Annotated in this window: 24 protein-coding genes and 1 pseudogene; 11 read left to right on the top strand and 14 right to left on the bottom strand. The window is 58.7% G+C overall.

What is annotated here, in order from left to right; all coding sequences use genetic code 11:
* The 3 genes from PIB16_RS23805 to PIB16_RS23795 all read right to left on the bottom strand — a co-directional run bounded on the left by PIB16_RS23805 (position 1) and on the right by PIB16_RS23795 (position 3,561).
* Positions 1-945: an ABC transporter permease gene (locus PIB16_RS23805; protein WP_065655236.1), complete on the bottom strand. Its 945-nt coding sequence runs from the start codon at positions 943-945 to the stop codon at positions 1-3.
* Positions 942-2,435, bottom strand: a complete 1,494-nt coding sequence (locus tag PIB16_RS23800) for a sugar ABC transporter ATP-binding protein (protein ID WP_065655235.1) — start codon at positions 2,433-2,435, stop codon at positions 942-944. The genes PIB16_RS23805 and PIB16_RS23800 overlap by 4 nt, the downstream gene beginning before the upstream one ends.
* 103 nt (positions 2,436-2,538) lie before the next feature.
* Complete coding sequence (locus PIB16_RS23795) at positions 2,539-3,561, bottom strand: substrate-binding domain-containing protein (RefSeq protein ID WP_065655234.1); 1,023 nt, start codon at positions 3,559-3,561, stop codon at positions 2,539-2,541.
* Positions 3,562-3,865: 304 nt separating this feature from the next.
* On the opposite strand from PIB16_RS23795, the gene PIB16_RS23790 reads away from it, so the two are divergent.
* Complete coding sequence (locus PIB16_RS23790) at positions 3,866-4,261, top strand: (R)-mandelonitrile lyase (protein ID WP_065655233.1); 396 nt, start codon at positions 3,866-3,868, stop codon at positions 4,259-4,261.
* A gap of 187 nt (positions 4,262-4,448) precedes the next feature.
* Complete coding sequence (locus tag PIB16_RS23785; protein ID WP_065655232.1) at positions 4,449-5,327, top strand: hypothetical protein; 879 nt, start codon at positions 4,449-4,451, stop codon at positions 5,325-5,327.
* Positions 5,328-5,342: 15 nt separating this feature from the next.
* On the opposite strand, the gene PIB16_RS23780 is transcribed toward PIB16_RS23785, so the two are convergent.
* Positions 5,343-6,371, bottom strand: a complete 1,029-nt coding sequence (locus PIB16_RS23780) for a LacI family DNA-binding transcriptional regulator (protein ID WP_031234048.1) — start codon at positions 6,369-6,371, stop codon at positions 5,343-5,345.
* A gap of 139 nt (positions 6,372-6,510) precedes the next feature.
* Here PIB16_RS23780 and PIB16_RS23775 point away from each other — a divergent pair, with 139 nt between their 5' ends.
* The 8 genes from PIB16_RS23775 to PIB16_RS23740 all read left to right on the top strand — a co-directional run bounded on the left by PIB16_RS23775 (position 6,511) and on the right by PIB16_RS23740 (position 14,029).
* Positions 6,511-7,545: a Gfo/Idh/MocA family protein gene (locus tag PIB16_RS23775; RefSeq protein ID WP_065655231.1), complete on the top strand. Its 1,035-nt coding sequence runs from the start codon at positions 6,511-6,513 to the stop codon at positions 7,543-7,545.
* A gap of 12 nt (positions 7,546-7,557) precedes the next feature.
* Positions 7,558-8,460, top strand: a complete 903-nt coding sequence (locus tag PIB16_RS23770) for a sugar phosphate isomerase/epimerase family protein (RefSeq protein WP_078053304.1) — start codon at positions 7,558-7,560, stop codon at positions 8,458-8,460.
* A 62-nt stretch (positions 8,461-8,522) separates the two neighbouring features.
* The gene (locus PIB16_RS23765; protein WP_271046448.1) at positions 8,523-9,755 is read left to right on the top strand and encodes an ABC transporter substrate-binding protein; all 1,233 of its coding nucleotides are present in this window, start codon (positions 8,523-8,525) and stop codon (positions 9,753-9,755) included.
* Positions 9,756-9,865: 110 nt separating this feature from the next.
* On the top strand, positions 9,866-10,768 hold the full coding sequence (locus tag PIB16_RS23760) for a carbohydrate ABC transporter permease (RefSeq protein ID WP_078053306.1): 903 nt from the start codon (positions 9,866-9,868) through the stop codon (positions 10,766-10,768).
* Positions 10,765-11,592 carry a carbohydrate ABC transporter permease gene (locus tag PIB16_RS23755; protein ID WP_271046447.1) on the top strand — a complete coding sequence of 276 codons (828 nt, stop codon included), beginning with the start codon at positions 10,765-10,767 and terminating at the stop codon, positions 11,590-11,592. The genes PIB16_RS23760 and PIB16_RS23755 overlap by 4 nt, the downstream gene beginning before the upstream one ends.
* Entirely contained in the window at positions 11,589-12,674 is a 1,086-nt protein-coding gene (locus tag PIB16_RS23750; protein WP_142845964.1) for an ABC transporter ATP-binding protein, read from the top strand. The genes PIB16_RS23755 and PIB16_RS23750 overlap by 4 nt, the downstream gene beginning before the upstream one ends.
* 60 nt (positions 12,675-12,734) lie before the next feature.
* Positions 12,735-12,950: a hypothetical protein gene (locus PIB16_RS23745; RefSeq protein ID WP_271046446.1), complete on the top strand. Its 216-nt coding sequence runs from the start codon at positions 12,735-12,737 to the stop codon at positions 12,948-12,950.
* Between the two features lie 92 nt (positions 12,951-13,042).
* A complete protein-coding gene (locus tag PIB16_RS23740; RefSeq protein WP_142845962.1) occupies positions 13,043-14,029 on the top strand; it encodes a LacI family DNA-binding transcriptional regulator in 987 nt (328 codons plus the stop codon).
* A gap of 32 nt (positions 14,030-14,061) precedes the next feature.
* Here PIB16_RS23740 and PIB16_RS23735 read toward each other — a convergent pair whose 3' ends face one another.
* From PIB16_RS23735 to PIB16_RS23725, 3 genes are read right to left on the bottom strand one after another with little or no spacing between them, the layout of a single operon-like run.
* On the bottom strand, positions 14,062-15,747 hold the full coding sequence (locus tag PIB16_RS23735) for a metallophosphoesterase family protein (RefSeq protein WP_271046445.1): 1,686 nt from the start codon (positions 15,745-15,747) through the stop codon (positions 14,062-14,064).
* Positions 15,741-16,349, bottom strand: coding sequence for a dual specificity protein phosphatase family protein (locus tag PIB16_RS23730; protein ID WP_271046444.1), 609 nt, complete (start codon positions 16,347-16,349; stop codon positions 15,741-15,743). Before PIB16_RS23730 ends, PIB16_RS23735 begins: the two co-directional genes overlap by 7 nt.
* Positions 16,350-16,409: 60 nt before the next feature.
* Entirely contained in the window at positions 16,410-17,249 is an 840-nt protein-coding gene (locus PIB16_RS23725; RefSeq protein WP_271046443.1) for an inositol monophosphatase family protein, read from the bottom strand.
* Positions 17,250-17,591: 342 nt separating this feature from the next.
* Between PIB16_RS23725 and PIB16_RS23720 the strand changes: the two genes are divergently transcribed.
* Complete coding sequence (locus PIB16_RS23720) at positions 17,592-19,565, top strand: putative bifunctional diguanylate cyclase/phosphodiesterase (protein WP_271046442.1); 1,974 nt, start codon at positions 17,592-17,594, stop codon at positions 19,563-19,565.
* A gap of 49 nt (positions 19,566-19,614) precedes the next feature.
* Here the strand turns inward: PIB16_RS23720 and PIB16_RS23715 are convergent, their stop codons facing one another.
* From PIB16_RS23715 to PIB16_RS23685, 7 genes and pseudogenes are all read right to left on the bottom strand, one after another.
* Positions 19,615-19,917 (bottom strand): PAAR domain-containing protein, encoded by a 303-nt coding sequence (locus PIB16_RS23715; protein WP_078053313.1) that lies wholly within the window; start codon positions 19,915-19,917, stop codon positions 19,615-19,617.
* A 22-nt stretch (positions 19,918-19,939) separates the two neighbouring features.
* The gene (locus tag PIB16_RS23710) at positions 19,940-20,728 is read right to left on the bottom strand and encodes a hypothetical protein (RefSeq protein WP_142845959.1); all 789 of its coding nucleotides are present in this window, start codon (positions 20,726-20,728) and stop codon (positions 19,940-19,942) included.
* 12 nt (positions 20,729-20,740) lie between these two features.
* Positions 20,741-21,259, bottom strand: coding sequence for an SMI1/KNR4 family protein (locus tag PIB16_RS23705; protein WP_142845958.1), 519 nt, complete (start codon positions 21,257-21,259; stop codon positions 20,741-20,743).
* A gap of 15 nt (positions 21,260-21,274) precedes the next feature.
* Complete coding sequence (locus PIB16_RS23700) at positions 21,275-22,201, bottom strand: HNH endonuclease (RefSeq protein WP_078053315.1); 927 nt, start codon at positions 22,199-22,201, stop codon at positions 21,275-21,277.
* Complete coding sequence (locus PIB16_RS23695) at positions 22,198-22,677, bottom strand: hypothetical protein (RefSeq protein WP_078053316.1); 480 nt, start codon at positions 22,675-22,677, stop codon at positions 22,198-22,200. Before PIB16_RS23695 ends, PIB16_RS23700 begins: the two co-directional genes overlap by 4 nt.
* Positions 22,674-23,270 carry a DUF4123 domain-containing protein gene (locus PIB16_RS23690; RefSeq protein WP_078053317.1) on the bottom strand — a complete coding sequence of 199 codons (597 nt, stop codon included), beginning with the start codon at positions 23,268-23,270 and terminating at the stop codon, positions 22,674-22,676. Before PIB16_RS23690 ends, PIB16_RS23695 begins: the two co-directional genes overlap by 4 nt.
* Before the next feature lie 8 nt (positions 23,271-23,278).
* Positions 23,279-23,647 (bottom strand): annotated as a pseudogene (locus PIB16_RS23685) (type VI secretion system tip protein VgrG); the annotation flags it as partial.

Below are 23,647 nucleotides of genomic sequence, written 5' to 3'. Positions count from 1 at the left end.
TCAACGCCTCGTCACCAGAACGCCGCCGGCCAGCGCCGTCAGCACGATCAAACCCTGCACCAGTGTCTGGTACTCGAAGGGCAGGCCCGCAAAGAAAATCACATTACCGATCATGCCGAGCACCAGCGCGCCGGCAATCGACCCTGTCGAGCTGCCGAAACCGCCCGAAAGTGCGGTGCCGCCCAGAACCACGGCAGAGATGGAGGAGAGCGCCAGACTTGCGCCCAGCAGAGGGTCGCCGGAAGCGGTCTCACCGGTGAGACACAGCGCCGCCAGCGCCGAGAACAGACCGGAGATCATATATGCGCCGATGCGGATACCCGAGAGGCGCAGACCCGTCTGGAAGGCACCGGTGCGATTGCCGCCGACGGCCAACAGGTGCGTATGAAACGGAATGCGCGACACGATGAGGGTGAAGGCAATGCCCCCAATCAGCACCCACAGCACGAAGGGCAAGCCGATGAAGCTGCCGGAATAGGTCTGCCAATAGGCTTCCGGCACCGGAAGGCCCGCCTGTGGCAGCACCCAGATCGCCAGCCCGGCGAAGATGATGCCGGTTGCGAAGGTGGTGACGATTGGCTGGAAGCGCAGGCCGGATATGAAGAGGCCATTGACCAGCCCACAAAGCAACCCGACAGCCGCACCCGCCGCCATGCCGGCGAAGACGGCGCCCGTCGTGCCGCCGAGTGCTGCGATGACGCTGACGGTGACGACATTGGCAAGCGCCACGATACTACCAACCGACAGATCGATATCGCCCGCAAGAATGACATAGGTCTGGCCAATGGCGACCAGGATCAGCGGCAGAAACGTCGTCAGGTTCGATTGCAGCACGGAGGGCTGAACGAAGGAAGGCTGCAGAAACGTGTTCACGGCGACGAGAAGCGCCAGTACGACGAGGGTGATGACCCATGGCTGCCTGCGCAGAAAACCGGAGGCGCTCATGCGGCATCTCCATAGGCGGCGCGGGTCATGTTTACGGATGTCATGTCGGCTCCGGTCAGTTCCGCGGAAATGCGTCCACCGTTGAACACAAGAATGCGGTCGGCATATTCGAGGATTTCCGCATCCTCCGAGGAATAAAGAAGGATGGTCGCGCCAGCATCGGCCTGTTGCCGCATCAGGGCGAAGAGATCGGCCTTCGCGCCGAGATCGATGCCCTTGGTCGGATCGTCGAGCAGCAGCAGTTTCGGTGCGGTGGCGAGCCAGCGGGAGATAAAGATTTTCTGCTGGTTGCCGCCCGAAAGCGTGCCGATCGGCATATCGAGGCCGGCGAACTTCGTCTTCATGTCATCCGCGACCTTCTGCACGCGCGGTTTCAGCGTCGCGGGACGGACCAGCCGCATCTTCTCGCGCACCATCAGCGCCGCGACGAGATTTTCGAAGATCGACCGGCCCTGAAGGGAAGCGTCACGGCCACGGTCACCGGAAACATAGGCAAAACCACTATGAACCGCCTGCGAAGGTTTGCCGATGGTGATTTCACGACCCTCAAACCGGATTTGGCCGGCAGCAAATGGGTTGGCACCGAAAAGACCCTTCAGCAAGGCCGACTGGCCCTGACCTTGCAGACCGGCCAGACCGACGATTTCGCCCGGATAGGCTTCGAGAGTGACACCGCGAACGCCCTCACCCGCAACATCCGTAAGCTTCAGGCTCGGCGCAGCAGCCGAACGCCCGTTTTGACGGGCAGGAGCGGCCCGAACATCGCCGACCATGTCATGGACGACGGCCTCACGGGTGGTGGCTGCCGTATCGAGTTCGGAAATCGTCGCGCCGTTGCGCATCACGGTGATGCGGTCGCAGACGGCGAAAACCTCATCGAGACGGTGGGAAATCATAATGGTGGAGACACCGTCCGCCTTCTTGGCCCGGAGTATCTCGAAAAAACGCTGGGACTGGCGGCCATCGAGCGCCGCCGTCGCCTCGTCCATGATCATCAGGCTTGCATTCTGCGCGAAGACCTTGAGGATTTCGACGAGCTGGCGCTGATCTGGCGGCAGATTGCCGACGATTGCATCCGGCTCCAGGCCTTCGCCAGCCACGCCATCGAACAGCGCGATCAGCCTCGCCGCTTCGGCCTTCAGCGCCTTGCCGTCGACAAAGATGCCGCGTTTCGGCTCGCGGCCGAGAAAGATATTATTGGCGACCGAAAGCTGTGGAACGAGGCTGAGTTCCTGATAAAACAGCGCAATACCGGCATTTTCGGCGTCCCGCGGGCTTTTGAAGCGCACGTCTTCGCCATTGAACCTGATCGTGCCGCTGGTCGGCGCGACCGCGCCCGCGACGATCTTGCAGAGCGTGCTCTTGCCGCAGCCATTGGCGCCCAGAAGCGCGTGAATTTCACCGCGACCAACCGTCAGCCTGCCGTCGGAAAGCGCGCGTACCGCGCCAAAATTCTTCGTTATGCCGGCCGCTTCCAAAGCGTTCGCCATCGCATGTCCCCGAATAATGCTTGTCACAGGCGGATGGCCAAGGCGCGGTCCGCACTCGAAATTGTGGTTCGGGCCGGCGTTCGCCGCCAGCCCGAGAGCGGTCTTACTTGAAGAACTCGCCAGCCTGCTCCGGCGTCACGGTTGCCGTGACGGACCAGTAGCCCGGCTTGCCATCGGCAGCCTTGATGTTGTCGGCAAGGTTGTCATTGCTGACGAAGGGGATCGGAATATAGATGGCGTTACCATAGGTGCCGCCGAAAATACCGTCCTTGAATTCCTTGCCCTGCAGCTTCAGGACAGCGACGTTGAGCGCGCTGGCCATGACACCCGGAGGATTGACCGAAGCGCCGGAATTGAACTTTTCCTTTTCCCAGCGGGTCATGAAGTCCTTGCGGATTTCACCGGTCGCGGCAATGTCCTTGGTCTTGCCGGCGACTTCGATGGCGCGCCATGCGCCGTCCGCCATGCCGTCCTGCACCCACACACCGCTGATATCGGGATAGGTGGCGAGAAGGTTCTGCATGGCCTGCTGGCCCTGCGCCTGATCCCAGCTCGCATTGGCTTCGTTCAGCACCTTGATGTCAGGGTATTTCTTGAACACTTCGCGATAACCGGCAACGCGGGCTTCGTTGGCGGGGTTGCCGGCGATGCCGTTGATGGCGACGACGCTTCCCTTGCCCTTCAGCGCATCCGCAAGCCATTGCGCGGATTGCGCCGCCCATGCCTTCTGGTCGATGCCGACATAGATCGCATCCTTCGAGGACACTTCGGCGTCGGTTGCGATGACGAGAATGTTGCGCGCCTTGGCCTGCGCGAAGATCGGATCGAAGGCCGTCGGGCTGCCGGGATTGATCAGGATAGCATCGACGCCCTGGTTCATGAAATTGCGGATATGGCCGATTTGCCCCTGCACATCGACATTGCCGCTCTGAACGACAACCTCAACCTTGACGCCCTTTTCGCCCCAGGCTTTGGCGGCAGCCTGAGCCTCTTCGATCATCTGCGTGCGCCATTCGCTGCCGACGAAAGAATTGGAAAGACCGATCTTGAAGCTCTGCTCCTGGGCATGCGCCGACGTGCCCGCCGCCAGCACCATCGCGGCAGCAGCCATCAAATGTCTAAACATGAAATTTGCTCCTCCAAGCACGGTTTTTAACTAATGAAACCGTTTACATCGGCAAATGTAACCGTTTTCATAAACGAGTCAATCCCGAGAATAATTTTTATCGCAGGGTGTGGAACGGTGGCGGATGAGCAGTTCCTACCTACGGAAAAGGCTTGAAAAATCGCGACATGGGCCAAAACCAACGCGGCACGGAGCTTCGGAAAACGCCCTTGGCCGACAGATCACGCCGGTTTTCATTTCACTGTGGACAATGGGAGGATTCCCGCTTCAAATCGCCTCGCATCAGTCATCAGGAGAACGACTAATGGAAATATTGCGCGCAGGAACACGGGCATCGGCGAAAGGCCCCCAGGCATGGTTCACGGGTCAGGTCCGCATCGATCCCCTCTTCAACCCCTTTGATGCCGAGCGGGTTCAGGGCGCTCAGGTCACCTTCGAACCCGGCGCCCGCACCGCCTGGCACACCCATCCTCTCGGCCAGACCCTGATTGTTGTCTCCGGCTTTGGCCGGGCGCAGCGCGAAGGCGGCCCGGTGGAGGAAATCCGTCCCGGCGATACAGTCTGGTTCGCACCGGGAGAAAGGCACTGGCACGGGGCAGCACCCGATGTCGCCATGACCCATATTGCACTCCAGGAGGTCAAGGATGGCAAGGTGGTGGACTGGATGGAACACGTGACGGATGACCAATATGGCGGCTGACGCGGCCGCGCCGGCCTGACATCCCTCCGGCGTCAGCCCGAAGGCTGATCCTGCGGACCGTGAGTATGCCTCTGCACTGCACCGCGACTGCTGAAACGCTAAAAAACATCAACGGCGATATGGCCGGAATGACATATGCCGGTGTAAAACCCCCTCGTCCTGTCGATGGAAACCTTGGGGGTATTGAATGAATTCCGGGCGTCGTGGCGTTCTCGCATTTCTGGGCGGCCTTGTGCTGGCAAGGCCGTCTCTCGGCGCAGCAGCGGGCAAGCCTGCAGCCTTTGCCGAATCCCGTTCCGAATACAAACCCCGGCATATCCTCTGCTTTCTTGGCACGAAAAATGGGCTGGCGGCGCTGCAGAAGAGCGCCCGCGCCGCCATCGATGATTTTGCGCCCGATTTCAGTCTCGACGAGGATTATTCACAGGATGAGCCGGACGACCGGATGGAACGCTCGTTCAATGTCTGCTGGGATCGCGTCGACCCCGATGCCTACCAGCCGGAGGATGAGGCAGCCGTCGCCACGCACGGCTCGGTTCTTTATGTGCTCAGCCCATCCATGGATGCCGAAACAGCCGTGAAGACATCCGCAAACGCCCTCAGATTCGTACAGCACATGCTCGATCACGGCGCTGTCGCCGTGAAGGGTGAAAGTGCGGGCGTCGCCCATGGCGCGAGGCGCTGGAAGCAGCTTTACGAGCAGTCGCGTGGCGAGGCGGCGGCCGATGACGGGATGGCGCTTGCCAGAACCTGTCGTCTGGCTTTCGCACGCCGCCCCATAGGAGACGATGCCGAAGGCATGACGAGCGTTGGGTTTCACCTGATCGGCCTGCCCGATGTGCAGATACGCTTCACCAAAAAAGACCAAGACCAGCCATCGACGAACGCCCAACAACTGAAGATAGCCGCCTTGATAGACGATATCGCCGAGCAAATGGCGCGTGAAGGCGTTGAAGCCACTCTGAAGGGCCGTGGCGCCTCCCTCGCCGACGACACACGGTATGAGGAGGACGAATATAAATTCAATCCTTTCGGCGTCGTGAGCGTTGATGGCCTCAAGCTTTAACGCCCGCCTGCGGCCTTATGGGGCAGGATCGCTCTCGCCGGCCACCAGAAGCATGGGCCACACGCAATGGCGGGCCTGATCGGGGTAAAAGGGCGCGTAGGCCGGCATGGTCGATAACAACGTCTGGGCCACCGTCACGCCGAGATCATGCAGGGACATGCGGAAACTGGTCAGCCGAGGTTCCAGAAACTGGCCGCGCGGGCCATCGCGGAAGCCGATGACGGCGAGATCGCGCCCCGGTTTCAGCCCCACTTCCGCAAGCCGGCGATAAAGCCCGACCGCCATCAATTCGTAGATCAGCACGATCGCCGTTGGCCGGGGCCGCATCTGCAGCCACTCGCTGGCGGCGTGATAACCACCCTGCTCGCTCGATTTCGCGCGGATGACCAGCGAGGAATCATAGGCGATGCCATTGTCTTCCAGCGCGCGCCTGTATCCTTCGAGAAAAACGTAACCGAGATTGATATCGCTGTCTGGCACCGCCACAGCAATCGAACGATGCCCGGCGGCGGCAAGGCGGTCGACCGCATTTTTCGCGACGCCCTCGAAATCGAGGTCGATCCAGGCGTGAGTGTCGCTGGAAGCGGTCCGTCCGAGCGCCACGAAAGGCAGCCGGGTCTGCTTCAGGAAATCCACACGTTTGTCTATCCGCCGCGTCGCGGAAATGATCATCGCATCCACCATGCGGCGCGCCACCATGCGCTTCAGATATTCATCCGGATCCTCTTCCCCCGGACAGGGCAGAACGATGAGATCGAGATTATGTCCGGAAAACACGCTTTGCAGACCGTCCGTCACACCGAGGAAAAAGTTGTCGGAGTTCTCCACGGTCTGCGCGTCGCTGCCGGTCATCAGGCCGATGACATTGGTGGTTCCCTGCCTGAGGCTACGGCCGGACTGGTTGGCGACATAACCCAGCTTTTCCGCCGCTTCCAGAACACGCCGCCGCGTTTCTTCGTTCACATCCGGCTTACCGTTCAGGGCACGGGAAACAGTGCCTATCGATATCTCCAGATAATCGGCAAGCTGACGAATTCCTTTCATGCACTCCCCTCCCAGGCCCGGCGCGCAATCGACGCGCCCCTTAACGGTCTTGACATATCTAACATCATCGGCATAGTCTCGTAAACGTTTACGACACTCTGCGCAAAGAGGAGTTTGCGAAAGAGTCCGGGGAGATGAGATGACATTCAATGCCGTTTTATGCGGGTGCGGAGCCATGGCCAAAGGCTGGCTGCGCGCCATTCAATCCACGCCGGAAATCGCCGGCGCGATCCGGATCGCCGGGGTGGTCGACCTGAACGAGAACACGGCACGCGCGCTTGCCGAGGAATTCGCCCTTACCGACGCGGTCATCGGCACGGATCTGCGCGAGGTTCTCGCTGAAACGAAAGCCGACATCCTTTTTGATATCGTCATCCCACAGGCACGCTTCGCCGTGGTTGAGGCCGGTCTTGAGGCCGGGTGCCATGTGCTCAGCGAAAAGCCGCTTGCCGCCTCGATGGAGGAAGCCGCCACGCTGGTCGAACTGGCGAAAAAGGCCGGTAAAATTCATGCCGTGGTGCAAAATCGGCGGTTTGTGGCGGGAATCCGGCGGCTGCGCCGCGCGCTGGAAGACGGCGTCATCGGCGATTTGACGGCCATCCATTGCGATTTCTTCCTTGGGCCGCATTTCGGCGGCTTCCGCGAGGAGATGAAAAACGTCCTGCTTCTCGACATGGCGATCCACACGTTCGACGCGGCCCGTTTCGTCGCCAATGAAAAACCCCTCTCCGTCTTCTGCGTGGAGAAGAACCCGGCCGGCTCATGGTATGCCCATGGCGCAAGCGCCAACGCCATTTTCGAGTTCTCGAATGATGTCGTCTTCACCTATCGCGGCTCCTGGTGCGCCGAAGGCGAGCGGACCAGCTGGGAAGCGCGCTGGCGACTGATCGGCTCCAAGGGCATGATCGTCTGGGACGGCGAAGACAATTTCTCCGCCTCCGTGGCCGGTGACGACCAGGGGCTTCTGCGTGGATTTAAGACCGTAAACGTTTCCGAAGAGGTTTCCGAGAAGGATACGCGCGGCCATGCCAGCGTCATTCTCTCGTTTCTTGAGTCCATCCGCACGGGCGAGATGCCGGAAACGGCCTCCTTCGACAACATCAACAGCCTTGCCATGGTGATCGGCGCGATCGAAAGCGCCCGCCTCGGCCAGCGTGTCTCCATTGCAGCATAAGGACTGAAAGACGTGAGTAATCCGGCAACATCCATCCGCATCGGCACCATGGTCAGCGCCACCAAGGGACAGGCGGCCGAACGCATCGGCCAGATCGCCGATCTCGGCTTTGAAAGCTTCGAGCCGTTCTTCTGGCAAACGACCAACGGCCAGGACCTTGCCGAACTCGGCAAGCGCTGCCGCGAGGCGATCGGCGAGCGCGACATCACCATCAGCACGCTCGGCATGTTCGGCAATCCGCTGGAGGAGACAGACATCGACCTTGAGACATTGCAGGGCTGGAAAGACTGCATCGACAATGCCCACCATTTCGGCGCGACCTGCGTTGCCGGTTTCACGGGCCGGCTTCGTGGCAGGCCGCTGCCGGAAAGCCTTCCCCGATACAGGCAAATCTGGAGCGAGCTTGCAAAACGCGCCGCCGACAAGGGCGTGAAGATCGCCTTTGAAAACTGCGCCATGGATGGCAACTGGCAGACCGGCGACTGGAACATCGCGCACAATCCCGACGCATGGGAACTGATCTTCAACGAAACGCCGGACGAGCATATCGGCATCGAGTGGGAACCCTGCCACCAGATGGTCTATCTGATCGATCCGCTGCCGCAGATCCGCAAATGGGCGGACAAGATTTTCCACGTGCACGGCAAGGACGCGACCATCCGCTGGGACGTCATTCGCGAGCACGGCATTTTCGGCAAGGAAAAATTCGTCTTCATGCGCACGCCGGGCTTCGGCGACAGCAACTGGACGGACATTATTTCCGAACTGCGCCTCGCCGGCTGGTCCGGCTCCATTGATATCGAGGGCTGGCATGACCCCGTCTATCGCGATGCGCTGGAAATGACGGGCCAGGTGCATGGCCTGAACTATCTGAAAAAATGCCGCGGCGGCGATTTCGTCGTCGATCCGACATAACGGAAGCCTTTTGGGAGAAGGTTTTCGAAAATTGCAGAGACGATAACCAAGAGGAGGAGATTATGGGTATCGCGAAATGCATGATGGCCGGCGCGTTTATGCTGGCGGGCGTATCCGCCGGCGCTATTGCGGCGCAGGCAGAAGATGTGACGTTGACCCTCTGGTCGCTGGATCGCGATATCCAGCCGGCGCCGAACCTCATCAAGGAGTTCAACGCGCTCAATAACGGGATCAAGATCGAATACCGGCAATTGCAGTTCGATGATGTGGTGAGCGAATCCATGCGCGCCTATTCCACCGGTAATGCGCCCGACATCATCGCCATAGACAACCCCAACCACGCCATGTTCGCCGCACGCGGCGCCTTTCTCGATGTGACCGACATGATCGCCAAGTCGGATATCATCAAGACGGAGAATTATTTTCCGGGACCGCTGAAATCGGTGATGTGGGACGGCAAATATTTCGGCGTGCCGAAGGCCACGAACACGATTGCGCTTTATTACAACAAGGACCTGTTCAAGGCCGCAGGGCTCGATGCGGCAAAACCGCCGCAGACCTGGGATGAGCTGGTGGAAGCGGCGCGCAAGCTGACCGACCCCTCGAAGAATATTTACGGCATCAGCTTCAGCGCCAAGGCGAATGAAGAAGGCACCTTCCAGTTCCTGCCCTGGGCGCAGATGGCCGGCGCGACCTACAAGAACATCAATACCGAGGGTGCCGTCAAAGCGCTCGAAACGTGGAAGCTGATGCTGGATGAAAAGCTGGCATCGCCGGATACGCTGACGCGCAGCCAGTGGGACTCCACCGCCACCTTCAACGCCGGCAACGCCGCCATGGTCATTTCCGGCCCATGGGAAATCGACCGCATGCTGAAGGACGCCAAGTTTGACTGGGGTGTCGCTTTGCTGCCGGTGCCCACGCCCGACTCCCCCCGGTCTTCGGCCATGGGCGACTATAACTGGGCGATCTTCTCCAAGACGAAACATCCGGAAGAGGCCTTCAAGGCAATCGAGTTCTTCGCCTCAAAGGACAAGGACATGTTCAAGAATTTCGGCCAGTTGCCGGCGCGCTCGGATATTCCGGTTCCGCCCACAGGCAATGCGTTGAAGGATGAGGCGCTGAAGACCTTCGTGGAACAGCTGAAATATGCGCAGCCGCGCGGCCCCTCTCCCGAATGGCCGAAGATTTCCAAAGCGATTCAGGATGCCATCCAAGGTGCGCTTTCGGGTCAGATGACGCCGAAAGCCGCGCTCGACCAGGCCGCTGAAAAGATAAAGCTGGTCGAAGGTTGATCCGGGCGGGCGGCCGGGTTCTCCGGCCTCCACCCAAGGAGTTCCTCCCGGTGGGGCTGCCTGCCGCGACAAGCGGCGGCGGCCCCGACTGGAGCTTGCGAGGATGTTTCATGAAAAAACTGTTTTCCAGCGTCAGTGACGGTCGCGGTTTCGATATCGTCCTTGTCGCCTTTCCTTTGGGCTTCCTGTTCGTCATGGCGGGGCTGCCGCTCATCTACAACATCGTCATGAGCTTTCAGGAAGTCGACATGTTCAGCCTGGGCACCTTCGTGCGCCCCTTCGTCGGCTTCAAGAACTACATCGATCTGTTCCGGCAGCCGGAAACACTGCCGATCCTTTTCAACACCGTCACCTTCGTCGTGGCCTCGATTGCCGGGCAATTCGCTATCGGCTTCGGCCTGGCGCTGTTCTTCTGGGTCAATTTTCCCGGCGCCACCTGGCTGCGCGGCCTTTTTCTCGTGTCCTGGGTCATGCCCGGCCTCGTGGTGGGCGCTATCTGGAACTGGATCCTCTCGGGCGATTTCGGCGTGTTGAATTTCTTCCTGCGGGAAAGCGGCCTGATATCGGGCAATATCTTCTGGCGCTCCGATGCGAATTTTTCGCTCTGGGCCGTCGTCATCGCCAATATCTGGCTCGGCACGTCCTTCAACATGATCCTGCTTTCCGTCGGCCTCGCCTCCATCCCCGGCGATCTCTATGAAGCCGCGGAGCTGGACGGCGCCAATGCCTGGCAGCGCTTCCACACCATCACCCTGCCGATGATGCGCTCCACCATCGGTGCAATCGTCTCGCTCGGGCTGATCTTTACGCTGCAGCAATTCGATCTTTTCGCCGCCATTACCGATGGCGGACCGAACAACAGCTCCAACGTGGCGCAATACTGGGCGTGGGACCTGTCCTTCCGGCAATATGATTTCGGCAAGGGCGCCACGATCTCCGTCATCATGATCGTTTTCGTCATGCTGGCCTCCATCGTTTATGTGCGCTCCACACGGCATGAGGTGCGCGGATGAGCATCACGACCCGCAACCGTCTGATGCTGGCCATCGCCATCCTGCTCGCCATCATCTACCTTTTCCCGCTTTACTGGATGTATCTGACCTCGCTCAAAAGCGGCTCGGAAATGTTTGCCAATCCGCCCGCCTTCTGGCCCACGGATCCGCAATGGCAGACCTATGCCTATGTCTGGAACAGCCGCAACATGGGCCGATACCTGTGGAACTCGGTACTGATCGCTTCGAGCGCGGTGCTGCTGATTACCGTTCTCGGAGTCGGTTGCGCCTATGTGCTGGCGCGCTATCGCAATGTCTGGGTGGATATCGGCCTGTTCCTCATCCTCATGCTGCAGGTTCTGCCGGCATCGCTGATGATCACGCCGATCTTCGTCGGCTTCTCGCAATTCGGGCTTCTCGATTATCCGCGCCTGTCGGTCATCCTCGCCATTGCGGCGAAAAGCATGCCCTTTTTTGTGGTGCTTGTGCGCGCCACCTTCATGGCCGTGCCGCAGGAACTGGAAGAGGCCGCACTTGTGGATGGCAATTCCCGGGTCGGCGCGTTTTTCAACATCGTGCTGCCGCTTGCCAGAAACGGCATTCTCGTCAGCGCCATCCTCATCTTCATGCAGGCCTTCGGCGAGTTCGTCTATTCGAAATCGATGATCCAGGCGGCCGAATTGCAGCCGGCGAGCGTCGGCCTCAATTCCTTCATGGGCCCCAATACCAGCGAATGGAACAACATCATGGCCTATGCGACCATGTATGTGACGCCCATTCTCGCCCTCTTCATTCTCTTGCAGCGCCGCATCGTTTCCGGCCTGACCTCAGGAGCGCTCAAATGACCCTTCAGATCGAACTTTCCGGCGTCAACAAATATTACGGCGCCTTCCATGCGCTGAAGAACATCAACCTTTCCATCAAGAAGGGCACTTTCGTCGCACTTGTCGGCCCGTCGGGCTGCGGCAAATCCACCCTTCTGCGCTCGCTCGCCGGGCTGGAAACCATATCGGCCGGCGACATGCGCATTGCCGGCACGCTCATGAACGGCGTGCCGCCGCGCAAGCGCGATGTGGCCATGGTGTTCCAGTCCTATGCCCTCTACCCGCATATGACCGTGGAGGAAAATCTCACCTATTCGCTGCGTATGCGCGGCGTCGCCAAGGCCGAGGCCCGCAAGGCGGCGGAAGAAGTCGCCGCCACGACGGGTCTTTCCAAGCTGATGAAGCGTTATCCGCGCGAACTCTCCGGCGGCCAGCGCCAGCGCGTGGCCATGAGCCGTGCGATCATCCGCAACCCGCAGGCTTTCCTGTTCGATGAGCCGCTTTCCAATCTCGATGCGGCGCTACGCGTCCACATGCGCAAGGAAATCCGCGCGCTGCACGATCGCCTGCATGCCACTTCGGTCTATGTCACCCATGACCAGATCGAAGCGATGACCATGGCCGATCATGTCGTCGTCATGCGTGACGGCGTGATCGAGCAGCAGGGCACGCCACTGGAACTATACGACCGCCCGGTCAATCGTTTCGTGGCCGGCTTCATCGGCTCGCCGGCCATGAATTTCATTCCGGCGACCGTCAGCCCGGATGGCGCATCCCTTCAGCTCAGCTTCGGCGAAGGCGAACCGCAGCAATCGATCAGGAATCCGGCCTCCCTGCCGCCCGGCAAGGATGTGATCGTCGGCATCAGGCCGGAACATATCCGGCCGGCCGCAGCAGCCGGGGCGGCATTGACGCTGCCGGTTTCCGCGGTGGAGACGACCGGCTCGGCCACTTTCCTCACCACGGGAACCGCCACCGAACTGGTCATCGCGGTGCAGGGACGCAGCGCAGTCAAGGCCGGTGAAACGATCGGCCTCGACATCGACCCGTCCGATATGCATTTGTTCGATGCGGAAACAGGCGTCGGCCTCCTGACCCGCTAAGCGGCAGTTTTGCCGGCTGTTTCCTCCGTCGGCAAACACGAAGCGTGGAGTCGAATGACCATGAACGGGAAAACAGTATTCCTTATCGGCGCAGCCATCCTCATCGGTCTTGTCGTCATCCAGCTCAAGGATGTCCACATCGCCATCGGGGAACGCGCCATGGGAGGTTATGACGGTTCGAGCAACCCGGAAGCGGCCTCTCGCGCCGAGCGGGAAGCAAAAGAGGCCGCCGCGCGTGCCGAGGCCGCGGCAGGCGCGCTGGAACCGCAAGACTGACCGCGACCACAGCACCCGAAATATTTCGATTGGAATAGTCGCTGCAATCTGACCTGTGCTATCAGACAGGTGGATTCGCAACGGGGGACTGAATGGCGAAAGGGTTCGTAACGGCCGAAGAAGTAGCAAAAAAGGCGGGTGTCTCACGTTCCGCCGTTTCACGCACCTTCACTCCCGGCGGCAGCGTATCCAAGGCCGTCCGACGCAGGGTGTTGAAAGCTGCGCAGGAACTTGGCTATCGCGTCAACCGTCTGGCGCAGGGCCTCAATAACGACCGCTCCAACCTCGTTGGTGTTGTCGGAGCAAATCTCAGTTCTCCCTTCATTTCGAAACAGCTCGATTTCCTCAGCATCGGTCTCCTGCGCCGTGGCCTGCAATGCCTGCTGCTGAATGCGGCAGATGCGCGCAAGGACATCGCGCCGCTCATCGAGCGTCTCTTCGAATTCCGCGCGCAGGCCATCATCGTTCTTTCCGGTGAACCTCCGGCCTCTATTATCGACGAATGCATCGCCAATGGCGTGCGCCTCATCCTCATCAACCAGCATCTGGACCGCACCGATACGAATATGGTGCTGAGCGACGATTCTCACGGCGCCAACCTGGCCGCCATGCGGCTTGTAGCTGCCAGGTGCAGAAAGGTTGCGGTTGTCTCCAGCGGCAGCCAGACGCCCGCGCAGTTGCGCCGCGTCAACGCTTTCACCGAGTGCATGACCATGGAGGGTATCCAGGTAATTCCATGGTGCGGCGGCCCCACCAGCTATGACAGTGGCTATCAGGCCGGCCGAGAATTGCTCGCGGACAGGACCATCGACGGCGCCTTCTGTGTCACTGATCTGCTGGCACTTGGTTTCATGGACGCCGCCCGGCTGGAAATGGGCCGCCGGGTGCCGGAAGATATCTCGATTGTCGGTTTCGACGATATTCCGCAGGCCAGCTGGAAAAGCTACCAGCTGACGACCGTTGCCCAGTCTTTCGACGCGCTGACCGAGAAGGTTTTGACCGCGCTCGATAGCGATGAGCCGGAAACCCGGCTTCATGTTGTGCCCGTTTCCATGGTCGAGCGCATCACCGCACGCTAGACCAAATGTCCTTCCGGGCAAAAATCTTCAGATCAAACCGCAACCCGTTCACGCTGCGGTACAAGCCCAAGCTCCAGATCGCGCGGGCTGCTTTCGGCACGCTCGAGAAACAGGCCGAGGGCTCCGAAGAAGATTTCAAGAAAGCTTTCGACCGAACCATCGTGACGATCCGGCTCGCGGCCGAAGCGCTCCGCCAGCGTTCGATAAAGGGAAAGCCGCTGCGGCGCGATATGCGGCAGTGCCAAGCCTGCGCCCTGGCGCAGGCAATACCAGTCGGCAATCAGCTCGAACATCGGCAGGTCCAAGGAGAGGACAGCAGCGTCAGACGAAAAGAGGCCTTCCCCTCCGAGCAGGCCGAGAACCTCCCGAACGCTTTTGTCGGCGATTGCCGTGACGACCTCGACCGGCCATTCCTTGGGGAAATAACGGTGCCTGATCAGCGCCCGCTTGTGGCCCAGCAGAAATTCACCGTAATTGCCGGCGGCAAAAGCTACGTCGTTTGCCTCGCCCGTCAGTGCGGTTTCCTGTGCATAGCCATCGCAAATGCGGCCATTGGCCGGCAGCGCGGCCATCTCCACCGTCTCGACAAGGATTGCCTGCCGCGACGGGTGGACGACCTTGAAGGCGGGCGGAAAGGCGACGAGCGACGGCACGGCGATATTGGTGAGCGAGTTTTCGCCTTCCCCGCGCCGGGTTACGCCTTCCACGTGCAGGTGCCCGCTGAAATGGACGGCAAGCCCGGCCTGTAACAGCGCATCCTCCACCGCCTTGCGCGGCGTACGCCGCACGACATTGGTTTCACCGAACAGGGCGCCTTCCGCACCACTTGCGCCATCGAAAGGGTCGAGCGCCGGATAGTGCGAAAAGCCGAGCAATGTCTTGCCATGCAGCTCCGCCCTGCGGCGCACATCAGCGATCCAGTCGATGAGGAAGGGCTTGCAGCGCAAAAGCGCATTCCAGCCACCGGAGGTGCTGTCGATGAAAGCCGCCTCCTCGCCCGCTTCGAACTCACCATCGAGCGGCTCGAAAATATTGGCGTCGATCATCAGCAGCCACAGGCCCGGCTCCGGTTCGACCAGATAGGAGGCGTCCATCAGGCGGTAAACATTGCACCCATCGGGCGACCGCACCGCGTACAGCCGGTCCTCCGGCGCATCGGAAACACCGAAAGGGGTTTCCCAATGCAGATAATCCGGCTGGCGGAAATAACCGAAAGCCGCCATAGGGCCAAGGCCTGCAGGATAGCCTTCGCAATACATCCCGTCGCTCACGACAACGCGCTCACCGACCCGCCGCGCATCGCTTGAAACGGAAAGGCATTTGCCGTTCTCCGTCAGAAACTCCTTGGTATGATGCCGGCCGCGCGGTCCGAAAATATCGTGGTTTCCAGGCAATGCGTAGAAGGCCGTGCCGTGGGCGTCGCTGTGGCGTTGCAGGATGTTCTTCAGCGTTTCGGTCGTCACCCGTTGGCCATCATCGGTATAGTCGCCAAGCAGAACCACATGGCGAATGCCGCGCTGCCGCACCTCTTCCAGCGCCGCATGCAATGCATCGGCGCTTTCATTGAAAACCCGGGTGGATTCACGCGTATCCGACCAGCTGCGCATGGTGATACGCTGACCATCGATTTCGATGCCGGGAAATCCGAAATCGGCTGCCGTGTCATGAAAATGCGCGTCGGCGATGACGGCAACGGAGGGAAGTGTGCGTGTCAGCATGGTTGAGCGGTCTTTCTGCCCTCGACCATGTCGATCCAGTCGGAGGCACGGCGGGCGGCGGCGTAAAGCATCGGTTTCGGCGTCTCGAACCATTCGTCAGGCCGCAATTCCCGTTTCGTGCGGACCACGGCCAGCGCATCGTCGAGGGTCGGATAGAGATCCGGCTGCTGCTTGTGCAGGAAAAGCGCCACCAGTGAGACGGAACGGCTGCGGCCGCTGCGGCAATTGACGAGCACATTGCCGCCATCGGCAAAGGGATAGGTTTCCCGCTTCGGCATAGTCTGGCGAAGCGCGCCGTCGAGAATGTAATAGGCGCCCAGCATCATGGTGTCGGGGCTGCCCTCGCCATCGATAAGGCCGAGCTTGTAATAACGGATATCGCCATAACCCACGGCGCGCCTGTCGCCCTCTTCCGCCACCGCCTGCACGAGATTGATATCCAGATTGACGGCGCAATTGACAACGGTGGTGATGCCATGCCGGCGCAGGAGCCCGAGATCGCTCGCACCATCGCTGCCGCCAATGTAAAGCGCGGCATTGTGCGGGCCGAGCCCTTCCGCAATCAGGCTGATTGCAGGCCGGGCATAAACGGGTCCATCCATTTCATTCCTCCACATGCATGAAGCACGAGGCCCCCTCTGCAAAAGGGCCTCCGCCATGAATCACGCCGATGCCGCCCGCGGACGATCCGACAGCTGCCGCGCGGCGAGTGCTATATTCGATGCCTGGCTGACGCCCTTGGCAACACCGGCGGCTGCGGCCAGCACGGGCCCGCCCTCCCTGAGACTGCCGATCTCCAGAAAAGGGCACACATCACCGCCAGCTTCGCTGACGAGTAGCAGCCCCGCAAGACAATCCCATGAATTCATATGCAATTCGAGATAGCCATCGGAACGGCCATCAGCCACATAGGCAAGCGCCAGCGCGCCGGAGCCGGCGCGGCGGACATTGGCGCCCATGTCGAGCAGGTTCCTGACGACATCGAGATAGGTCGCATTCGCGATACGGGTGGACCACCCCATCTCGATCGAAGCCGCATCGAAGCGCTCCGTTTCCGCCGTCCTGATCGGTTGCCCGTTGCGCGTCGCTCCCTCGCCGCGGCGGGCGAAATAAAGCTCGCCAAGGGCGGGATTATAGATCGCCCCGATTTCGGTCTGGCCGTTTTCGACATAGGCGAGGGAGATGCAGAAATGCGGAATACCACGGGCAAAATTGGCGGTTCCGTCGATGGGATCCACGACCCAGACGCGCTCACCGATCTCGCCGCCGCCCTCTTCCCCGAAAAAACTGTCTTCCGGGAAAGCGGCCGTGATCGCGCCGCGAATATGCGCTTCCGAGGCAGCATCCGTCACCGTTAGAAAATCCTGCGGCCCCTTCATCGAAAAGCTGCGCGTCGCCTCGCCCTGAAAACCCTTCAGCACCAGTTCGCCGGCGGAAAGAATAACGCTGCGGCACAATTCGGCACGCGCCGCCAATGTATCGGGATAGTGGATCGAATCCATGCGCAAGAACCATTTTTCAAAGTTTGAACACGCGTTCATATTGCACGCGCGTTCAAACTTTTCAAGGGGCGTTGAAAGGGAGCTAACGGACATTGGAAGCGGGCGGGCCGATCATGCCAATTCGATGGAGTCGGCGCAACTCATGGCATGAAGCAAAGGGCTTCCTCCCCCATCAGGAATATCCCCGCAGGAAACATTTAATACTGAAAACATTGGAATGTTGCGAAACACAACACCTACATCTTGCGGTTGATGCAGTTGTCTGTCGGTTAACCCTGTGTATTTCCAATGATGTAACGGGAATTATGTTACGAATGCCGCTCTGTATTTGAAGAGCCATGAATGAAAATACTGACCGCCACACAAAAACTGCAGGACTTCATGTCCGTCCGGTCCGACAATCCTGATTTGCTGAAAGCACAGTACCGCGCTTTCACCAGACAGATGCCGATGATGTATTTCATCCTGCTTTCAAGCACATGGGCGCTTGCCGTGACGCATATGCAATTGGCGCCGCCTTGGCTCACCATTGGAGTTCCCGCCCTATTCACACTCGGCTGCACGCTCAGGGTCGCCTTCTGGTGGAGGACGCGCGGCATGGATCCCGAACCGCGGGTGGCGCATGCAGCCCTTCGGCGCACAAATCGCCTCGCTGCCGGCATCGCCGTGGCATTCACGCTCTGGTCTTTCCTGCTGGTGCCCTATGGGGATGCCTATACGCAATCCCACGTCGCCTTCTATATGGCGATTACCGTCATTTCCTGCATTTTCTGTCTGATGTATGTGCGCTCGGCTGCCTTCACGGTGACGCTCATCGTCAATGGCGCCTTCATCGCCTTTTTTCTGGCGTCGCAGCAACCGACCTTTGTTGCCATCGCCATCAACGTGCTGCTGGTCTGCACCGGCATGATGTCCATTCTGCTGACCAACTACCGCAATTTCGAGCGCATGGTCATTTCACAACAGCGCACGGAAGCGCTCAGCAACGAAAACCTGCTGCTTGCCAATATCGACAGCCTGACGGAACTGCCCAACCGCCGCGCCTTTTTCGCTCACCTTGAAGCCGAGCTCGAAAAAGCCAGGGCCAACGGAACCCGGCTGGCGCTGGGTGTGATCGATCTGGACGGGTTCAAGCCCGTCAACGATCTTTACGGACACTCCGTGGGAGACAGGTTGCTTGTCAATGTCAGCAAACGCCTCACCGCCAATCTGAAAGCCAGCAGGGCCTTTCGGCTGGGCGGTGACGAATTCGCCATCGTCGCTCCGATCATACCGGATGACGCGCAACTCGTCACAAATGCCAATGCGATCTCCGAGCAGTTGAGGGCGCCTTATCATATGCCGGAAGGCACCGTGCATGTTTCCGCTTCCATGGGAATTGCCGTGTTCCCAAACCTCGCCTCAACGCTCGAACAGCTTTTCGACAGGGCGGATTATGCCCTTTACCACGCCAAGAAAACCCGGCGTGGCGATGCCGTTCTGTTCGATGCGGAGCACGAAAAGCAGATCAATATCGAAGCCCGCGTCGAGCACCTGCTCAAACAGCGGGATATGGAAAACGAGCTTTCGGTCGTGTTCCAGCCGATCGTCGATATACGCGACGGAAGGACGGCGGGGTTTGAAGCGCTGGCGCGTTGGCACAGCCCGGTTCTAGGGCATGTGCCGCCTTGCCAGTTCTTCCCCATCGCGGAACGGGCCGGCATCGTCGGTTCGCTGACGCGGCCGCTTCTCAAGATGGCGCTCGCCTCCGCCGCCACATGGGAGCCTTCCCTGCGCCTGTCGTTCAACCTTTCGGCACAGGACCTCAATTCCCAGGAGGGCGTGCTTTCCCTGCTCGGCATCATCGAAAACAGCAGCTTCGATGCACGACGGCTGGACCTTGAAATTACCGAGACGGCTTTTGCCCATGATTTCGAGCAGGTGAGGCAATCGGTCGAAATGCTGCGCCGCCTCGGCTGCGGCATATCGCTGGACGATTTCGGCACCGGCTATTCCAGCCTGACGCGACTGCATGCATTGCCGCTGACCAAGATCAAGATCGACCGCAGCTTCGTCACGGACCTGCACGAAAAACCGGCCAGCTACAAAATCGTAAAATCCCTTCTCACCCTCAGCCGCGACATGGGACTGGAATGCGTGGTGGAAGGGGTGGAAACACCATCAGAGCTAACCGCACTAGAAGGCCTCGGCGCCACGCTGGTGCAGGGCTACATCTATGCACCGCCGCTTCGGGAAGAGGATGTCGGTGCGTTTCTTTCGGGCCAGGCGACTAGAAGCGGAACTTCCGCTGGCAAACGCAGAAACAGGCTCCGCTAGTCAAACCATTGCATGAGGCAGATTGTCGTCACGGCACCCAAATTTCAGATTACTCGAACGTGATCCAGGAGGTTCCCTGCACCAATCTTCCACCATGCGCGCATGCATCACCCTGCCGCACTATCTTCTTTCCATCAATAGCGGCAAAGGACGAGCCGGCAGTAATTGTATCGGTCGTCGGAACTCCCGTGCACAAACAGGTATCACCGACAGTTGCGACCGGCGTTCCTTCAACCGTAACAAAACTCTGTTGGGTGGAGATGACGGGACCACCAACATGCGGTCTTGGGCCGGGATCGACCTTGGGGCAGACATGCATGTGGCCTTTAAGGGAGACTGGGCTGGCGGTCATTGGCTCCTCCTTCTCAACTAAATCAAGCCGCACGAGCAAAAGGCAACGGTGCTATGGCGAGCACTCGATTATTCCCGCCCCGGAAGCGTAGCCCCCTGTCAAAATCCCCCCCGTTCCTCCATTGAAAAAGGCACGGGTCGGACCGCACGATGAGCGGGTTAATATCCAGAAGCACAGCTTCAAATCCGGCGACATCGCCAGGTTTCAGGTAAATGTCGACGATAGCATCATCAATATGAGCGACCTCCCTGAAACGGTCCGCAAAATCCACCAGAGCTGCCGCGATGGATTTGGCATTTGCCTCTATCTCAGGAAAAAAAGCCGTATGAAAATACTGGGAAGCGCCGAGGAATTCCCGGTTTTTCATGAAGAGCCTGAACTCAGACCATTTCGGAATGTCTTTCCAAGGCCGTATGAACATGCAAACGTCAAATTTATCTTGAAGTGAACTGGCAAGAAGTCCCGCCACACGGGGATTATCCCGCAATATATGAGACATGAGTTGGGCGCTGTTGAAGATCGGCCCCTTTTGGTATTGTCCGGGCTGTTTGAAACTGCATCCACCGAAGCGAAAATGGGCGCCCTCTTTGAAAACCGCGGTTTTTGCGTCAATGGCTACGCGGAATTCCTCTGACAGTTGAGGGAGTTCATCTACACTGAACAGGTCCCGGAAAGCCGCGGTCCTGCTCCCTATGGCGACACGATCCTGCTCCGAAATAAGCAACTGCTCAAAGGGTAACCCTAGCTCGCACACTTCGTCCGGCCAGGATTCAATAAAGGTTGCTCGCCATTTTTCGTGTAGACCAAGCATATTCGTTACACATCAAAGGTTTTCTGGTGCGGAGAGATTGATCAGGAATTCCGGCAGACTGTCCGCCAGCTTGACGATCCCTTTTGCGTTGTTTCCTGTACCAAAGGGGTCTGTCGCCCTTTCCCAGAAGTAAACAGCCCCATTTTCAGGATTTTTGCCATCCATCAACAAATAGGCATGTCCGGAATCCGCCGATCCAAAGAATATCATTGGGAGCGTGAACTGTTTTTCCCAACTGGAATTGGCAATAAAGGTGTCGTGCCACGAAACGATGGTATCGAAATTCGAAACAAGCACCTGCACATCATGTACCGACCGACTGCCGTCATCGTATTCCACCAGAAATGAATCGTTGTATTCGGTTCCACAGTGACCGTATTGCCTCAGAACCTCTTGCAGCTGCTTCGGAACGATCAGCCCGGTAAGTTCCGTAAAGCGACCGAAATCGCGGTCAGTCCACGTCGTATCCGGAACTCGTTGAAAATCGCTGTTCTCCTCCAGGAATTGAACCGCATCTTTTAAGACAACCATTGGAACAACTCCGTTCTAATAGGAAGGATCGTTGACTGCAGAAGCGCCGCCGCTGTGGGCACCGCCGCCTTGGCCGGTATTATGTATACGCGAGTCGACCAGCTGCATCGTGGATGTGTCTTCATTGTGATGCCACGTAAAGCCATTTTCATCGGCAGTCTTGCTCCAGCTGCCATACCTTTCCTTGAGCGGACCAACGGCCTGGCCCACGTCGCCGTCCGGCCCTCTTGCCAGGTCGCCCTTCATATTGGATATGCGGGTCTGAATCGGCTGCCCATCCGGTCCTTTTTTCATGAATGGTGAAAAATCGGGTTTTCCGTTTTTGTAAGAAATCCCATCCTGACCGTATTCTTTCAGCGCTTTATCGGCATTCGATCCGGGCTCGGGGGACCACTTGCTGTTGCCCGGCTCTCCAGACCACTTCCCTTCTCGTGGAATGTTCTTGTATTTGCCGCCATTCTTATACTCGTCGATTTTTTTCTGACGGCATGCCTTCGTATTGCATTTTCTCAAATCTTCCTGAAGCTTGCGGTAGGCTTCGCCGCGCTTGGAAGCCCAATATTTCGATGCCGCCGCCGACTTTCGTACATGCTCCTCGAGCGCCTTGACCTTGCGCTGCGCGGCGGCAACCTGGCTCATCAGTTTTTCGGCATACCGCGCAATCTTGGTGCCTTTGGCAGCGGCCTTGGCCCCATCACCCCAGACGGGAACGAGACCGACGAGATCCAGACCGGCATCTGCCCAGTTGCCAGTCCAGGCGTTTCCAATGGCGCTCGCAACATCCACGACACCACCCACTACGGGAACGGACGAAGCAGCCAGCCAACCCGCTTCTTTCGCGATTTCTGTATAGCGCTGGTTCAGCATGTCCAGATCACGACGGGCCAGTTCAAGCTCGCGCGTGTCAGGAACATTGACGAGATCATCAAGATGCTGGCTCATTGAACGTCTCTCGCCCTGGCAGCACGCTCACGCTCGAACTCCTCCTCGATGTCGTCATAAGGGACGCCGAGAATGTTGTTCTTCATATATTGCGGGAACCAGAAGGCATTATCGCTCCGCGCGATCGCGTTCCCTTCCTGGCTCATGGTCGGTTCAAGGTTACAACGCTCGATGCGCTGTTCCTCAGTCTGGTTTTGATCGGCAAGGATGGATTTATAAGGTTCGAACATAAAGAAATCCGGCCCGATCCGCCACATCAGAACAACGAAGTGAATCTGATAAATCGGGTCGGAAAAGCCGAAATGCTCAGCATAGCGTCTGCCCCAGCGTGTCATTTCGGTAGCCTGGGGCGACCCCGCCATATCAGCGAAACTGGGTAGATGCTTTGGCATCACTTCTCTGGTGAAATAATTCGTAAAATCGTCGTCATCGTGCAGCATCGCATTCATCTGACGCGGATCGAATTCAATGATCATGATAATGCCCTCTCAACTGCCTTTGCCTGACCTGTGCCTCCGGAAGGCAAAACGATCTCACGATGTACAATGCCATTTCCAAAGCGGAACTTGAGGAATTCTCCCGCCTTCAGGTCGTTTTCACAATAAAAACACTCAATTCCGTTGAAAAAAACAGCGGCCTGCTCCGATGTTAGGACTGGCAGATATTGGCGCAGCGTTCGTGGGTCGTAATAACGAAAGAAGTGAATGGTCCCCTCACTATCTTTGACCATCGTAAATTTCCTCAAATGCCGGACGACATCTTCCAATGCATGCGACGTTCGCAGAAAAATCGACCAGCGTTTGCCAAAGCCATTGTCGATAAGCCATTGCAACACGCTTTCGTCAGATGTCATTTCTGCGACCCAAGCCGTATCGTCCCCGAACTCCTCAAGCGCATTGCCTCTGTAAAGACATGCTACCTTGTCCGTCATGGCTTGAAGCGCCGGTGGAATAATCATCGGCGCCCGGGACGCATCGACCACGGCATAAAGACGCGCGGCTCCGCCAGCCCCCTGCTCCTCGCGCAGTTTGGAAAGAACTTCCTGCCTCTTCTCGCTATTGAGTTCCACGCCAACCCCTACTTCTTCGAGCAGTCTTCAGCAAAAGGCTTGTTCGTACTTTTGCCGGCACTGCCACGCTTGAAGTTCACAGCGTTTGCTTTGACCTCGAACTTGGTTGCCTTGATAAACACCCCATTTTTGTTGATCTCGATAACGCCGCCCGGTGCCGCAAGCACTATCTTGTCGCTGACGATCACCGTGTGATTTTCAGTTTGCGTGAAAATGGCTTTGCCAACGTTTATTTCGTAACGCTCTCCAACGGTTGTCTTCTTTGTCTTTCCGACGCTTTCCAGCGACGTCTGGCCGACATTCGTAACCTTGCTCACCCCGATCTGTTCTGCCCGCGCCACCCCGACGCTGTCGGATTTGAACGTGCTGACGATCGT

Source organism: Agrobacterium sp. ST15.13.015, from assembly GCF_027871645.1.
GTDB lineage: Bacteria > Pseudomonadota > Alphaproteobacteria > Rhizobiales > Rhizobiaceae > Agrobacterium > Agrobacterium leguminum.
Note: the sequence above shows the minus strand (reverse complement) of the source record. Positions and strands in the feature narration are given on the sequence as shown.

What these genes read in the sequence shown, in the direction of transcription:
- PIB16_RS23765 (WP_271046448.1), top strand. Translation starts at nt 8,523, where the DNA reads ATGGGTATCGCGAAATGCATGATGGCCGGCGCGTTTATGCTGGCGGGC.
- PIB16_RS23780 (WP_031234048.1), bottom strand. Translation starts at nt 6,371, where the DNA reads ATGAAAGGAATTCGTCAGCTTGCCGATTATCTGGAGATATCGATAGGC.
- PIB16_RS23750 (WP_142845964.1), top strand. Translation starts at nt 11,589, where the DNA reads ATGACCCTTCAGATCGAACTTTCCGGCGTCAACAAATATTACGGCGCC.
- PIB16_RS23695 (WP_078053316.1), bottom strand. Translation starts at nt 22,677, where the DNA reads ATGATCATTGAATTCGATCCGCGTCAGATGAATGCGATGCTGCACGAT.
- PIB16_RS23705 (WP_142845958.1), bottom strand. Translation starts at nt 21,259, where the DNA reads ATGGTTGTCTTAAAAGATGCGGTTCAATTCCTGGAGGAGAACAGCGAT.
- PIB16_RS23795 (WP_065655234.1), bottom strand. Translation starts at nt 3,561, where the DNA reads ATGTTTAGACATTTGATGGCTGCTGCCGCGATGGTGCTGGCGGCGGGC.
- PIB16_RS23740 (WP_142845962.1), top strand. Translation starts at nt 13,043, where the DNA reads ATGGCGAAAGGGTTCGTAACGGCCGAAGAAGTAGCAAAAAAGGCGGGT.
- PIB16_RS23710 (WP_142845959.1), bottom strand. Translation starts at nt 20,728, where the DNA reads ATGCTTGGTCTACACGAAAAATGGCGAGCAACCTTTATTGAATCCTGG.
- PIB16_RS23805 (WP_065655236.1), bottom strand. Translation starts at nt 945, where the DNA reads ATGAGCGCCTCCGGTTTTCTGCGCAGGCAGCCATGGGTCATCACCCTC.
- PIB16_RS23725 (WP_271046443.1), bottom strand. Translation starts at nt 17,249, where the DNA reads ATGGATTCGATCCACTATCCCGATACATTGGCGGCGCGTGCCGAATTG.
- PIB16_RS23745 (WP_271046446.1), top strand. Translation starts at nt 12,735, where the DNA reads ATGAACGGGAAAACAGTATTCCTTATCGGCGCAGCCATCCTCATCGGT.
- PIB16_RS23775 (WP_065655231.1), top strand. Translation starts at nt 6,511, where the DNA reads ATGACATTCAATGCCGTTTTATGCGGGTGCGGAGCCATGGCCAAAGGC.
- PIB16_RS23800 (WP_065655235.1), bottom strand. Translation starts at nt 2,435, where the DNA reads ATGGCGAACGCTTTGGAAGCGGCCGGCATAACGAAGAATTTTGGCGCG.
- PIB16_RS23700 (WP_078053315.1), bottom strand. Translation starts at nt 22,201, where the DNA reads ATGAGCCAGCATCTTGATGATCTCGTCAATGTTCCTGACACGCGCGAG.
- PIB16_RS23730 (WP_271046444.1), bottom strand. Translation starts at nt 16,349, where the DNA reads ATGGATGGACCCGTTTATGCCCGGCCTGCAATCAGCCTGATTGCGGAA.
- PIB16_RS23755 (WP_271046447.1), top strand. Translation starts at nt 10,765, where the DNA reads ATGAGCATCACGACCCGCAACCGTCTGATGCTGGCCATCGCCATCCTG.
- PIB16_RS23715 (WP_078053313.1), bottom strand. Translation starts at nt 19,917, where the DNA reads ATGACCGCCAGCCCAGTCTCCCTTAAAGGCCACATGCATGTCTGCCCC.
- PIB16_RS23735 (WP_271046445.1), bottom strand. Translation starts at nt 15,747, where the DNA reads ATGCTGACACGCACACTTCCCTCCGTTGCCGTCATCGCCGACGCGCAT.
- PIB16_RS23760 (WP_078053306.1), top strand. Translation starts at nt 9,866, where the DNA reads ATGAAAAAACTGTTTTCCAGCGTCAGTGACGGTCGCGGTTTCGATATC.
- PIB16_RS23785 (WP_065655232.1), top strand. Translation starts at nt 4,449, where the DNA reads ATGAATTCCGGGCGTCGTGGCGTTCTCGCATTTCTGGGCGGCCTTGTG.
- PIB16_RS23720 (WP_271046442.1), top strand. Translation starts at nt 17,592, where the DNA reads ATGAAAATACTGACCGCCACACAAAAACTGCAGGACTTCATGTCCGTC.
- PIB16_RS23790 (WP_065655233.1), top strand. Translation starts at nt 3,866, where the DNA reads ATGGAAATATTGCGCGCAGGAACACGGGCATCGGCGAAAGGCCCCCAG.